General features: G+C 35.9%; 10 protein-coding genes. 1 reads left to right on the top strand and 9 read right to left on the bottom strand.

What is annotated here, in order from left to right; translation table 11 throughout:
• Window positions 1-237: 237 nt before the first annotated feature.
• The 6 genes from NQ163_RS03530 to NQ163_RS03505 all read right to left on the bottom strand — a co-directional run bounded on the left by NQ163_RS03530 (window position 238) and on the right by NQ163_RS03505 (window position 9,060).
• Window positions 238-3,741 (bottom strand): SusC/RagA family TonB-linked outer membrane protein, encoded by a 3,504-nt coding sequence (locus NQ163_RS03530; protein WP_268188904.1) that lies wholly within the window; start codon window positions 3,739-3,741, stop codon window positions 238-240.
• A 103-nt stretch (window positions 3,742-3,844) separates the two neighbouring features.
• Window positions 3,845-5,005, bottom strand: coding sequence for a FecR family protein (locus tag NQ163_RS03525; RefSeq protein ID WP_268188903.1), 1,161 nt, complete (start codon window positions 5,003-5,005; stop codon window positions 3,845-3,847).
• Between the two features lie 72 nt (window positions 5,006-5,077).
• Window positions 5,078-5,644, bottom strand: a complete 567-nt coding sequence (locus tag NQ163_RS03520) for an RNA polymerase sigma factor (protein ID WP_268188902.1) — start codon at window positions 5,642-5,644, stop codon at window positions 5,078-5,080.
• Window positions 5,645-6,083: 439 nt separating this feature from the next.
• Window positions 6,084-7,115 carry an L-threonine 3-dehydrogenase gene (gene tdh / locus NQ163_RS03515; RefSeq protein WP_268188901.1) on the bottom strand — a complete coding sequence of 344 codons (1,032 nt, stop codon included), beginning with the start codon at window positions 7,113-7,115 and terminating at the stop codon, window positions 6,084-6,086.
• A 219-nt stretch (window positions 7,116-7,334) separates the two neighbouring features.
• On the bottom strand, window positions 7,335-8,780 hold the full coding sequence (locus NQ163_RS03510) for a site-specific DNA-methyltransferase (RefSeq protein ID WP_268188900.1): 1,446 nt from the start codon (window positions 8,778-8,780) through the stop codon (window positions 7,335-7,337).
• A 79-nt stretch (window positions 8,781-8,859) separates the two neighbouring features.
• The gene (locus NQ163_RS03505; RefSeq protein WP_268188899.1) at window positions 8,860-9,060 is read right to left on the bottom strand and encodes a hypothetical protein; all 201 of its coding nucleotides are present in this window, start codon (window positions 9,058-9,060) and stop codon (window positions 8,860-8,862) included.
• Between the two features lie 279 nt (window positions 9,061-9,339).
• Between NQ163_RS03505 and NQ163_RS03500 the strand changes: the two genes are divergently transcribed.
• A complete protein-coding gene (locus tag NQ163_RS03500; RefSeq protein WP_268188898.1) occupies window positions 9,340-10,653 on the top strand; it encodes a DEAD/DEAH box helicase in 1,314 nt (437 codons plus the stop codon).
• An 84-nt stretch (window positions 10,654-10,737) separates the two neighbouring features.
• On the opposite strand, the gene NQ163_RS03495 is transcribed toward NQ163_RS03500, so the two are convergent.
• From NQ163_RS03495 to NQ163_RS03485, 3 genes are all read right to left on the bottom strand, one after another.
• Window positions 10,738-11,148, bottom strand: a complete 411-nt coding sequence (locus NQ163_RS03495) for a BT0820 family HAD-type phosphatase (protein WP_268188897.1) — start codon at window positions 11,146-11,148, stop codon at window positions 10,738-10,740.
• Window positions 11,149-11,258: 110 nt separating this feature from the next.
• The gene (locus NQ163_RS03490; RefSeq protein ID WP_268188896.1) at window positions 11,259-13,637 is read right to left on the bottom strand and encodes a GumC family protein; all 2,379 of its coding nucleotides are present in this window, start codon (window positions 13,635-13,637) and stop codon (window positions 11,259-11,261) included.
• 115 nt (window positions 13,638-13,752) lie between these two features.
• Window positions 13,753-14,544 carry a polysaccharide biosynthesis/export family protein gene (locus NQ163_RS03485; RefSeq protein ID WP_268188895.1) on the bottom strand — a complete coding sequence of 264 codons (792 nt, stop codon included), beginning with the start codon at window positions 14,542-14,544 and terminating at the stop codon, window positions 13,753-13,755.
• Window positions 14,545-14,775: the final 231 nt, after the last annotated feature.

The raw sequence follows: 14,775 nt of genomic DNA, 5'->3' as shown, positions 1-14,775 counted from the left end.
AGTTTTCGGGATCTCAAGAAATTTTAATCATTACCCTGTGTGTAATTTTTAAGATTAAAATTTACATGATCGTTTCATCTGTTAAAATTTTCTTTCGTTGCCATCCCGATAACTATCGGGAGGAACTCTCGATGAATTTTATTCCTACTTCTGTAAGTATTTTAGTTTGATAAAATTCATGTTCGTTTCATTTTTTCTATTTTAAAAGATCGATTATATTGACCTCTTAATTAACAGTTAAAATGTAGCTTTCAAGCTAAAGGTATATTCTGGTTTTAAAGGCATACCTGAAAGACTTTGATTGCGTACAACACGAGGTACATATTCAGGATCTAAACCGGAATCATTAAATGTTATAACCCCCAAATTTCTAACCTGCACACCAATATTCAGAGCTCTTAATTTTAAAGGTTCCACAAACTTCTTAGGCAATTCATAGTTCAAAATCACTTCTTTAAATCTAATGTGTGAAGCACTCTCAACCCTATTATTTGATAATTGGGTATAACTATTAAAGTAACTACCTATTTGACTAAAATCTGTTGGCAGAACAGGAATATCTGTTTGAGCCTCATTTCCTGGCTTTTGCCATCTCTTCACATAATCCTCATGTACGTAGTTTCTATTTAAAGAAGAATTTAAATCTGAGTAGTTAATGGTAGGCACTCTAAACTTGTGACCAAACTTATAAGTGAACAATGTACTTAAAGAAAAACCTTTATAACTAATCACATTTGTCCAACTTCCATAAAACTTCGGAATCAAGTTTCCTTCATATTTTAAGGCCTTTGGATCTTCTAATGGGGTTTCATGATTAATCACTTCACCATTCTCATTATAAATTTGAGGCATTCCTTCATTCGACAATCCAGCCCAACGATAGCTATACATGTAATGCAATGGTTTTCCTACTCTGGCGACTCCCCCAATATAACTAGACACTGTTTCATCAGGCATTTCAACCTTTTCAACTTTGTTCTTATTGTAACTAAAATTCAGAATACTATTCCATTTTACACCTTTATTCAAAACACCTACATTCACACTGGCATCAATCCCTTTATTGCTCATTTCGGCAAAATTCATTAATGCACTTGAGAATCCATAAGTTGAATTCAATGATACATTCCCCAATAAGTCGGTACTATTTTTTGAATAATATTCAATCGAACCAGATAACCTATTCGAAAACAATGAGTAATCAATACCAACATTTACAACCGCTGTTTTCTCCCATCGCAAATTCGGATTCTTAGGGTTTTTCAAGTATGCATATTGATGCTGATCACTATAATCCTTTGCAACTTCAGCAATCAGATAGGGACTGGTGTTTTTATCAACATTACCATTAGTACCATAGCTTAATCTAAAATTCAAACGATTCACAAAGTCCAGATTGATAAAATCTTCTTTATGCATCTGCCAGTTCAAACCTGTTGACCAAAGTGGAACATTACGATATTTCGAATCTGCACCAAATAAGTTCGAATCATCCAAACGTGCACTTGCCGTTAAGGTATATTTATCGTTGTAGGTATAGGCCATGTTTCCATAATAGGATACAAAACGGTCTTCCAAATGACCAAATGAAGTATCATCCCCAATATTTCTCTTTCTTCCGCTAATGGCAGTTGTATATTTCTCATTGTGATTTACACTGATATATTGCAAACTTTGCGGATCGTACCCATATTTACTGTATGAAGATCTCTCTCTTGTATATTTTCTGATCTCCATACCTGCAAGAGTATTTAGCTGATGTTTGTTATCATCAAATGCACGATTAAAATTCAACTGCCCTCTGGTAGTAAAGGCTTTATACTTTGTAAAAGACTGACTAAAAATATGACCTTTTGGGAAATTGCTGATGATATTTCCGTCTTCAATATAAGTGAATGAGTTCACTCGACTTCGAACCCTGTAAGTCTCTTCGTTATATAGGTTCTCACCTTCCTCATTTCCCCACTCATACTGATATCTTCCTTCAAAATCAAGGTCATCTATAAGTTTCACATTTACACCAACATTCATACGAATATCCTTTTGCTGTACAGTATTGTCCTTATTCTGAAATTCTTGATACAAATTATAATCCCAGTTGTATGGATAACCTTGTGCAACCAAACTTTCCTTCGTTGGTTGATAGTAAGATTGTGGCTGAGGAATGTAATTTCCGTTGGCATCTACAATTGTTTGGTACTGTGGAGCACCAAGAACGCTTTGAATTCCAATTCCATTGTTGTATTGATTTCTTAAGGTAGTGGAAATTCCAGCATTCACATTAATGTGATCAGTAACTTTCGTATTGATTCTTAAATTCGCAATTAAACGATCATTTTTATTTTCCTTGGAATATGTTTTGTTATCATCATAACTCAATGACAGACGATAATTGCTATGATCACTTGCTCCACTAATTGCAAGATTGTATTGCTGGCGAACAGACTTTCTTAAGAACAAATCAGCAAATTCATCTCTTACATCAACTCCTTTAAATTGATTAATGATAGCATCTGCCTGGCTTTGGGTAATCTGACCATCATTCAATTTTAAGTAAGTATCCATTCCTTGCGTAATAGGATATTGATTTGCGCCCGATGGAAGATTTTGCCAGCCATTATCGGCTAGAAATTTCTCTACTTCTAAAAACTTTTCAGTTGAAGCAAATGGCAACTCGTTTAAATCAGGATGATCCGCAATGGATAAAGTTGAAGAAAATTCTACCACAGGCTTCCCTTTCTTCGCATTTTTCTTTGATACAATTACAATAACACCATTCGCAGCACGAGCTCCCCAAATAGATGCCGCAGCAGCATCTTTCAAAACAGTCATACTTTCAATGTCATTTGGATTTAAGGTTTCCAAATCACCCTCAATAGGAAATCCATCAACAACATATAAAGGTTTGTTGTTTCCTTTCATTGTACTAATTCCTCGAATGGTAATATTCCCTTCATTGTCGAATAGCACACCTGAAGCCTGTCCCTCTAACTTATCTACTACATTTAAAGTTGACTTTTGATCCAAAACTTCCGAATCAACTTTTTCGAAAGCTCCTGAAGCTCTTTCTCTCGAAATAGACTGGTATCCGGTTACAACTACCTCAGCCATTTGCTCTGAGTCTACAGTAAGGGTAACATTTTGAACGACCTGCCCTGTATAAGCAACCTCCTGTGGCATCATGCCCACAAATGAGAATACCAATACTGCATTGTCATTTTCAACTACGATAGCATAGTTTCCATCAATACCAGTTGCAACACCAACCGAAGTTCCTTTAATTACAACAGATACTCCAGGCAGTGGCACCCCTTGATTGTCGGTTACCCTTCCTTTGATTTCCTTTTTTTCTTGTTCTACTTCGATTACAGGTTGAGGTTTTCGATCTACAAGCATGATCACATTTTCCTCAAAACGGCATTCTAAATTGCTTTCTTTAAAGATTTCATCCAGAATGTTTTCTACAGTATCACCTGAAGCATCAACAGTAACACGATCCAGCTCCTGAATTTTGTCTTCGTTGTAAATAAAACTCAATCCTGTTTGAGTTTTAATTTCGTTAAGCACCTCTAAAATTGTAGCATCTTCGAACTCGAAACTAACTCGCTGGTTTTGCGAGTAAACTCCTGCCGTTGCACTTAGGGAGAGTGCCAATGTTAAAAAAAGTACAAGTTTCATTTCCAATAGGATTTTTAGCCATTTCCTTTTCTGGAAATGCACCAACAATTGGTTTTTTTTCATAATTTTGTATTGAAATGAGTTAACTTTTGAATAGAGACCGCCAAGTATCTATTCGATTATTGATTTCGAAACGGAAAGATCTGCAAATCCTTCCGTTTTTTTATTACTGTTTAGCCATTACGACAATGGTATTTTTATTGATTTCGAATTTAGCATTTGAGGTTTCCTGTATGTAATACAACAAACTTCTCACATTAGAATATCTTTTCATATCACCGGAAAAACGGAAATCCTTACATTCTTCGTTCATGTAAAACACTTTCACATTGTACCAACGCTCCAATCGCAGCATGATATTTTCCAAGGATTCGTTCTCGAAAACAAAGTCGCCATCTTTCCAGGCAATGTATGGTCGTACATTTACTTTTTTTATCTCGATTGTTCCTGCTTTTACATCTGCCAGGCCCAACTCTCCGGGTTTTAGTTTGGATTCCTCACCTGTAGGATTGGCTCTTAAACCAACCGAACCTGTTACCAATACTGTCTTTATCTCTCTCTGCTTATAGGCATTGATACAAAACTCCGTACCATATACTTTTACTTCCTGATTATACGAATTCACAATAAATGCCTTCTTTTCATCATGGGCTACATCAAAATAAGCTTCTCCTTTTAAGTATACTTTTCGAATATTACCTGTAAACTGAACCGGGTAACGCAACTCTGAATCTGCATTCAGCCACACTCTGGTTCCATCGGCCAATTGCATGCTAAACTCATTTCCCCGATCAGTTTTTAGTGTATTGTAAATTAACTTACCCGAGCTTCTTTCACCTTTAGAATATTCCAGTCCAGTTTTCGCATCCAGGTGAATAAATGAACCATCCTTTTCTTTAATCCTTTTGCTCTGATCTTCAATAGCTACCTGTTTTCCTGTTGATAAGATCAATTGAGCTCCTTTCTTTCCTGGTTGAATCGATTGATTCATAGAAATCAACTCTTGATTTTCCTGATACTCATTCCACAGAAATGGAATTGAAAAACCTAAAATAATTGCAATGCTGGCTGCTGCTGTAAACCAGAAAATACGACGAACACGAGAATTAAGTCGATTCTCGAATTTCTTCAATTCTTTATCCGTGTCAATCTGGTTGGATTTTAAACTCCAAAGCACAAACAAAGATTTTTTCAGAATCTTTTCGTAGATCTTTTGATTCTCTTCAGAAGAATTGATCCATGTTTCCATAGATTTCCTACCCTCCTCATTGAGTTCTCCTGAAATGTAATCTACAATTTCCTGATATTTTTGATCGGTAATATTCATTTGTTTTCCTGTAAATTAAGTGCACTTTCACTACAAGTACAGGAAAAAACGAAAAACGGTTGACAAGAATTTCTATTTTTCTGAAAAAAAGTAAAGAAGAAAGAAATCTCCAAGCTTTTCAGAACTGGATCTAAGTGTTTTAAGAGAGCGCACCAAATGGGTTTTTACCGTTTGTATCGAGACATTCAACTCATCTGCAGCTTCCTGATATTTCATTCCCTTCAGGTAAATGCATTTCACCACTTCTCGCCCTCTTTCTGGTAATTTTTCTACCTCTTCCAGAATTTTGGCTACAATTTCTTCTTTATTGGATTCAAATTCTTCATAGACTTTATCAAAGTTCTCAATCTCGGTAGTATTCTTGAGTACATCTACTTTTCTAAGCTTATTGTAACATGAATTCTTGACAGCAACATGTAAATAGGAAGGTAGTTTATCAGGATTCCAATTTCGGTAAGTTCTTTTCCTCCATATGCCAACAAAAAGTTCCTGCACTAAATCTTGAGATTGATCCATATCGTTTAAAAAAGTATCAGCCCAAATCACTAAAGATTCAAAATACTTTTTAAAGAGTAGATTCATTCCCTGCTTATTATCAGTAGATAACAATTGGCATATGTACTTATCGGTGGTTCTCATGCTTGAATTAGGTGCTCAAAGCTTGTAATTTTTTTTGGTTTCTGCAAACTCTCTACAACAGCTATGTACAGAAAGCTTAATTGCAAAGTAATACACCCAATAAATGTAGATAGTTTGCTCTTTACATCTCAAACATTGTATTTTTCAACCATTCGACTTCTCCAGATTTTTTTTGACTTTACAACAATTTGACAGCTAAATGTGATGCATAAAAACTTTCATGATGAAATGCGAATCACCATCAGAAATGAAAGTTTTCGTGATTGTGTAATTTTGTTATTGTGTGAATGTGGAACTGGAACTAAACATCAGTTCATCACTGTATTGTCCATTGAATTTTACCACTTTTCTACCTTTCCACTATTCAAACTTTTCAAGACTTTCAGAAAAAAAAGCCCGGCATAAAACCGAGCTTCTCTATATCATTTGATGGTAAATTTTATTCCCAATCCAAGATTACCTTTCCGCAATCTCCTTTTTCCATAATTTCGAAACCTTTCTGGAATTCATCAGCTTTAAAGCGGTGAGTAATCATAGGTGAAAGATCTAAACCACTCATTAACATTTGTTCCATTTGGTACCAAGTTTCGTACATTTCACGACCATAGATTCCTTTCAACTGAAGACTCTTAAAAATAATATCAGTCCAGTTCACAGTAGTTTGTGATGGTAAAATTCCTAATAATGAAATCTTACCTGAGTTGTACATGTGACCAACCATATCGTTAAAAGCAGCTGGAGCACCAGAACATTCCAAACCTATATCGAAACCAATCATACCAAGATCCTTGATTACATCATCCAAACTTTCTTCCATTGGATTGATTACGCGATCTGCACCCATTTTCTTAGCCAACTCAATTCTGAAAGGATTGGTTTCCGTAGCAACAACATATCGTGCACCTGCAAATTTTGCTACAGCAACACACATGCTACCAATTAATCCAGCACCAGTTACCAATACATCTTCACCAATCAAAGAGAATGAAAGAGCTGTGTGAGTCGCATTTCCAAATGGATCCATAATGGCTAACATCTCATCAGGAATTTTGTCGCTCATTTTCATCAAATTCGATGCTGGAATAGCAGCATACTCAGCAAAAATACCATCGATGTTTACACCGATACCTACCGTATTTTCACAAACATGCTTACGACCTCTTCTACAGTTACGACAGTGTCCACAAGCAATATGACCTTCACCTGTTACACGATCGCCAATTTCGAAACCAGTAACACCTGCTCCAATTTGTGCTACTTCACCCACATATTCATGACCAATAATCATTCCTGGTTTGATGGTATTCTGTGACCATTCATCCCACTTATAAATATGTAAATCGGTACCACAAATTGCAGTTTTCTTAATTTTTACAAGAACGTCGTTTACTCCTACTTCAGGAATATCTACTTCTTCCATCCAAAGACCTTTTTCTGGCTTGGATTTTACAAGAGCTTTCATTTTAGCCATGATGATGTATGTGTTTGTTGTTTTTGTTGAAAATCTAAACTGTTCTTTTCTACAGATTTAATTAATAGACATCTGTAAAAAAGCCTCACACAAAGTAAAAAAACTTGACCTTAAATTCAAGCCTTGCATTACCTATTAAGTAAATAAAACTGAATGTTCTGAATTGCAGCTTAAGATTTAGTCGAAATTGCGGAGAATGTTCAAATATTCCAGTAATATTTACTCTGAATATTCGATTTTAAAATAATTTACACCAGAATTATTCACAGACTGCAATTTTCCTGCTCTTCCAATTCTGTCGATTGCAATATCACTAATCGAAGAAAATCCCAATTTGTAACCTGCAGTATTCGCAACAAGCTTTTCATTCTTTTGGATACAGATAAACTTTCGATTTGAATCCTGTGATTGATTCATTTTGTAAACCGCATGAGCTGTGCTGGCCGAGCCTGCAAAAATATCCAACACAATATCTTCCTTGCCCGACAACTGGTCGAAAAGAAATATTAATAAATCAGTAGGTTTCGGATGTTTAAATGGTATTTCTTCGGGGTACAATTCCTTCAGCTCCTTTGTTCCCTTTAAGCCTGGAATATCGGTAATGATTGATGAGAGTGATTTTTTCTCACTTTTCAATTCATTGCGATATTTCTTCAGTAAAAATCGCTTTCCTTTTTCTTTTGGAAATACCATTTTTCCTGATTTCGTCCACTCTTCCACTCTTGCCTTTGAAAAAGCCCAATACCTTCCATTGGGCGGCAAATATTCTTCCTTGGTGATGGGATTCACAATCGGAAATCTTGAATTTTCATTTCCACTTGCAGCGCTTGGGTTATCGGGAATCCATTCTCCATTTGCATCATCATCGGGATTGGAGTAATTCGAAAAATCCTTTTCTTCTCCCTTGAACTTTAGCTTTGATTTATCCTTGGCATAAACAAGAATGTACTCATGAATTGTTGAGAATAAGTTGGACGAATCATTGCTAATACTTCTGTTCTCCCAAATAAAGCAAGCTACAAAATTCTCTTCCCCATACACCTCATTACAAATCAACTGTAAATTATTTTTCTCCGATTCATCAATCGAAATTACCACGGCTCCATCATCGGTTAAAAGGTCTTTGGTAAGTATCAATCTAGGGAAAATCATATTCAACCATTGGGTATGAACTTCTCCACTTTCAATTCTGTGTTGGGTAAGTTCATCAACCCTACCAATATTAAATTGGTTCAGGTATTCAAGATAATCATCTGCTGCCAAATGGTAATTATCGCTAAATGCAAAGTTTTTACCCGTATTGTAAGGAGGGTCGATGTATATCAATTTTATTTTCTCTTGGTAATCCTTCCTAAGAAGCTTGAGAGCATCCAGATTATCCCCTTCAATAAACAGGTTCTTCGATTTTTTAGGTAAAACCGATCGATCTTTTACGTAAACAAGCTCTGCATCACAATTTGCTTTGGCAGAATCAAGTGCTAACTTTTTATCGTACCATGAAAGTTCATAGTTTGCATGATCAATAAAAGCATCTTCACCAACAAAAGCTTTCAACTTTTGAATATCCAGTACTCCTCCTTCAAAAACCTCTGGCAAAATTGCCTTTAATTCTCTTAATTGCTTTTGCTTTTTATATGAATTTAAAAGTGATGATTTATTGGTCATGATGTTTTAGGTAAGCGATAATCTATAACGCAAACCTAACACATTTCCCATTGGTAAAAAAATTTGATTGTATCGAAACCTAGCTCTCTTCAGCCAACAACAACTTCTCAAATAAATAATCATCATTGCCAGTAATTCTTACTGTGTAAGCATCCTCAGGTAAATTTCCGGGCAAAGATTCTTCACAAAATCGTTTTAATGAGTCAAGACTCAAGTAAACAACATCACCTTCAAGATTAATTACCTCAATTCTGTACATTCCTTCTTTATACGCTTTCATAATTTTTTAATTGTAGTTTCGTTGACGCCAATTTACAAAAGACATTGCCTGAAGATGTTTCAAATAAGTTAATTAAAATTGATTTAATTGTTACAGGCATAGTTGAAAAGTTCAACAGTAGAAAGGTAGAAAAGGCAATGAGTAGGCAAAGTTTTATATTTCCTCACGCTGCGCAACTTTATACTTTATACTTTATACTTTATACTTTATACTTTATACTTTAAGCTGATAACTCTTCTTTGATCATTGTTTACTGCCAATTGTTATTACCTTTGCGCCATGCAAATAAAAACTGAGGATATTTTAAAAAAGCTGGGCATTCAGCAACTGAATGAGATGCAAAATGTTTGTGCCAAATCGTGGGTTAAATCGAATGATTTAGTTCTATTATCTCCTACTGGTTCCGGAAAAACACTAGCATTTCTTTTGCCAATGCTGAAAGATCTAAATTCCGATCAAACAGGAGTTCAGGCACTTGTTCTTTCACCTGCTCGAGAGTTATCTCTGCAAATTGAATCTGTTTTTAAAGATATGGGAACTTCCTATAAGGTGAATTGCTGCTACGGCGGTCACTCTATGCGAATTGAAAAGAACAATTTGCAAAATCCACCTTCTGTTCTAATCGGAACACCTGGTAGAGTTGCCGATCACATTCGCAGAGAGAATTTTGACACTTCAGGAATTAAGTTTCTGATTCTTGATGAGTTTGATAAGGCCCTTGAATTGGGATTCCAAAAAGAAATGACTGAGGTTATTAAATCTTTGCCTCGAAGTGTTAAAAAGGTTCTTACCTCGGCTACTCAGGGAATTGAAATTCCAGAGTTTGCACGAATGAATTCTCCTAAGGAAATTAACTTTCTGCCAAAGCAAAAGGCCATTGCCTTAACACAACGTAAGGTGTTAGCTGATGACAAAGACAAATTGGATGCTTTGTACAGACTAATCTGTACTGTTGGAGATCAACCTGGCTTGGTATTCTGCAATCACAGAGATGCAGTTGAACGAATTGCTGATTTGTTAAAGGAACAAAATATCAGTTGTGATATATTTCATGGAGGGCTGGAACAAGCGGACAGAGAACGTGCTTTAATCAAGTTCCGCAATGGTAGCAACCACTTGTTAATCACTACCGATTTGGCATCAAGAGGCTTGGATATCCCTGAAATTCAAAATATTATTCATTACCAATTGCCAAAAGTAGAGGAAGCATTTATTCACAGAAATGGTAGAACAGCCAGAATGCATGCAAAAGGCAATTCATTTATTGTATTGGCCGAAGAAGAAAAAGTTCCAGAATTTATTTCTGATGACATTCCGTTTTTCTCTCTTAAAAGTGAAGTGCAAATCCCCAACGCTCCCATTTGGGAAACCCTTTATATTGGTTTAGGTAAGAAGGAGAAAATCAACAAAGTAGACTTGGTTGGATTCTTCTTTAAAAAAGGAAACTTACAAAAAGACGAACTTGGAAAAATTGATGTGCTGGATCATACTTCTTTCGTTGCTGTAAAGAGAGGTTTAGGAAATAAGCTTGCCAATAAACTGAAGAACGAAAGAGTAAAGAAGAAGAAAATTAAGATTCAAGTTTCAAGATAAATTATAGCCTTCAGCAGACAGCCATCAGCAAAAACATTCGTCAAATGAAAATTTTCTAAAGTAGTCTAAGTTTTTTTCTGTCTTCTATTCACCAAATAAGTTATCAAGAAATCGGGTAAACGAACTACCTGATTTTTTCTCTGGTGGGTATACCTCTTCTTTTGTCGAAATCATGTTGTAGATATTTCCCCAATCAGGAATTCCCCCAATATTTCTATCGTCGATATACAAATCGGCATAAATTTTACGACTTACACTTTCATCAAACTCCTCTTCGGGATAATTCTTATTAACAGCATAAAACTCTAAACCCTTGCTTTCGCAATAATCCACAGCTTCATACAGTAAAGCACCTGTTCGGTATGTCCAAAGAATTAGCTGATGTCCTTCTTTTTGCAATTCAAGTAAACTTTCAATTGCAAAAGGAATTTCATCTCCTATTTGAGGGTATTTATGTTGCACTATGGTTCCATCAAAATCAACAGCAATAATCATGAATTTCTTATTAAGGGAATAATACTCCCTTTAAATTTATAGAATTAATCTTAGCTTTCTAAGATTATGCAAAAGAAAAAGGTTCGAAAATTTTCGAACCTTTGTTTATTTTAATTGTTGCTTACCTTTTCCCATAGCTTTCGAACAATTCCTGGCGATGGTTCCTCATAATAATATCCTTCCCCATTGGTATAGTTCCCATATCCTCCATTTGATGTTACATCATTTAGAATCAAGGATACATTATCCAAGCTTCCTCTTTCAGCGATTTGGTTCACAAAGTTGATTTGCTCTTTATGACTAAATCCTTGTCGAAGTATAAACAGATTGGCATCTGCTAACTTTCCAGTAATAAAGCCATCTGTTACCATTGATATTGGAGCATTGTCGATAAACACATAATCAAACTTACCTTTTACCGCATTTAAAAACATCTCCAAACGTCCATTTTCAAGCAATTCTGCAGGATTAGGAGGAACAGGACCAGAAGTTACGCAATACAAATTCTTAATGTGTGTATTTTGCACCACCTCTTGCCATTTATTGTATCGAATTAGATACGTACTTAAACCAACCTTATTCTCTAAATCAAACATTTTCTCTACCTTAGGCTTCCTCATATCCGCACCTATCAACAATACTTTCTTGTTGTTCATGGCAACAATACTGGCCAAATTAACCGTGGCAAATGATTTACCCTCCGCAGGAATGGTTGAATGAACCCCAATTATTTTTGTTGGCTGATCGGGAAGAACATAGTTCAAGTTGGTTCGAAGTGATCTGAACGACTCCGAAATTGCCGATCGTGGCTGATGGAAAACAGGCAAATTATTTGGATAACGATTATGAGCAATGGTTCCCAAAAGAGGTAAATGTGTTTTCTTCACCAACTCTTCCCTACTTTGAATATTATCATTGAAAAACTCTTGTAGGATAATAATCAAAAAAGGAAATCCCAAACCCAAAAACATCCCAATTAACAGGTTAATGGCAAGTTTCGGTTTAATCTTTATAATCGTGGCCAATCGTGCAGGATCAATAATCTGAGTATCAGAAACATTCGAAGCCTTTGCAATAGCAGCTTCAGCTCTCTTCTTGAGCAAGAATGTATACAACTCATTGTTCAAATCGAAGTTGCGCTTCATATTAATAAACTTCTGCTCATTTTTAGGCATTCTAGCCAACTGATCTCTCACCTTCGACATTCGTTCACTTAGGCTAGAAACCTCAATTTGGGAATTGGCAACCAAAGATTTTAGGTTTTCATCCAAACTTTGGCGAATCACATCTATCTCCTTGTTTAAAATAACCAAACTTGGATTTTTTGCCTGAACACTGTATGAAAGCACCTCACGCTTTCCATAAAGATCCGTCAATTTTGTTACCAAAGCATCCAGAGTTGGATCGGTTATTCCTGCAACCGAAGGAGCAACCACTTGTTTCATCTGATTGGCATCTCCCAAGTTTCGAAGTAAATTTTTATAATACTCCAATGAGATCTGTGCTTGAGAGAGTTGGGTTTCCAACTCCTCCATCTTAGCCACTACCACCCCTGCTTCTTGTCCAAGGTCTACGATCCTGTTTCTGGAACGGAAATTGGTAAAACTCTGACCAGCTAACTGCAAGGAATCCACAATCCCTTCCAATCGTGAATCGATAAATCGAACTGTATTTTCTGACTTTTTGTTTTTCTCTATTAACCTAAACTGCAGGTATACCCAATTCAGTTCGTTCAGAAAATCAACACCTCGAGCAGGTTCTGAATCATCTATTCTCAGATGAATCAATTCGGCTTTCTTCTCGGCAACCGTAATTACCATACTCTCCATGTATTTCAGCGTAAGCTTATCCAAATCATTAAACACAAAGTAATGATTCGCTTCCTGATCTACTTTCTTTTTCTTAGGCTTGATCGTGAAATGAAAGTACTTGTTTTTAAAAGCCTGATTAAAAAACCCTTCCTTTTCAAACTTCACCTTCACTTCATCACCTTTGTATTCAGATTCGCCATCAACTATTATTTTATAGGTATGACCATCAACCTGTTCAATAAAAACAGGTATATCGGTAAGGTTTGTACCTTCGTGTTGAATGACTTCAAAAGGCTCATTTCGATACAATCCTTTGTCCATAAACCACGTTTTCTTGTACCAGGACTCTATCCAGCCAAGGTTCTCCATTGCTTTACGGTTTATGGTAAAGGACTTTAAGATTTCTACATGATTTTGAATGTTTGCCTTATCTCGCAGTTGATACCCTTCAAACATCTGCTTTGCACTTGTCTCATCAGGATCGACATGCACCAACAAGCTACTTCGCATCATATAAACAGAGGTTGAATATTTACTCACCAAATAGGCAATACAAATCCCTAATACTCCACAGATTACAAATATCTTCCACTTAGATAAAATCCTGTAGAGGAAATCTTTTACGTCAGGACTATCCTTCTTGTCGAAATAGTCCATTACTTCATCTACGTATTTCATATGTCTTAAATTTACTTTTTAATTGCCATCCCGATAACTATCGCGAGGAACTCGCCAGTTTGGTTACTCCTCTGTGTGAGAAGTTTTCCTTGGCTCGTTTCATAACAATTCTATCTTAATTGGAAATTATTAAACTGGTAATCAGTACAGCTGTTGATACTGTTGAAAGCAGCAAACTGTATACATTAGAGTTCATGTCGGTATTCTTAATCTTATGAGGTTCAACGTAAATCACATCGTTGGGCTGTATAAAAAAGGCTTCCGATTTTAGGAAATTCTTACTCGATAAATCCAATCGGTAAGTTTTACTTTCCTGATTGTTGGTTCTAATTACCAATACCCTGTTTATTCTGGCATGATCGGTAATTCCATTGGCCATACTTAGTGCTTCCAGAATACTTAAGCTGCTATTATAATTGTAATAAACTCCGGGAGTTGCTACTTCTCCCATAACAGTCACTCTAAAATTCAGAAGCTTCACTTTAACACTTGCATCTTTCAAATACTCATCGGCATGTTCTTGCACTTTTTCCTGAGCTTCTTTCTGTGTTAATCCTGCAACACCAATGCTTCCAATTATAGGCAAGGATATGTTCCCATTGGAATCTACCTGGTATCCATTCAAATACTGATCGGGCAATTGGCTATAAAGGTTTTGTGTTCCTTGCTGACCTCCTATGGCCTGAGCAGGATTGTAAAGCTGACTTATTTCTGGGTTCATCGACTTTATACTAACGAACAGGTTATCGTTGGTTTTAATCTTGTATTCAGGCACCTTCATTACAAATTCAGGAGCCAAAACTTCAGCATCAACATCTTGCAAATAAACGAGATCTTGATTTGATCGACAGGAAATGAGACCCATTACTATAACAAGGCTCATTAGGGTAATAATTTTTTTATTCATGGTCTTGGTTTTTATGTATTTCTTTAGGTTCCGATTGTTATCGGGATTAAATTATGAATCAGATATTACCTGATCATACTGGTAAGAAAGGATGCCTTACAAAAAGAATTGAGAGAATAAACAGCAGGAGATCTTATTTAAATTCTCTCTGGTAACTAATAATATTTCGAATGAATTACACCCCCCTGAATCCCCCCTGAAAGGGAAATCAGGGTAGCTGCAATTTTTTGC

Source organism: Marinifilum sp. D737, from assembly GCF_026672275.1.
In the GTDB taxonomy this organism is placed as follows: domain Bacteria; phylum Bacteroidota; class Bacteroidia; order Bacteroidales; family Marinifilaceae; genus Marinifilum.
Note: the sequence above shows the minus strand (reverse complement) of the source record. Positions and strands in the feature narration are given on the sequence as shown.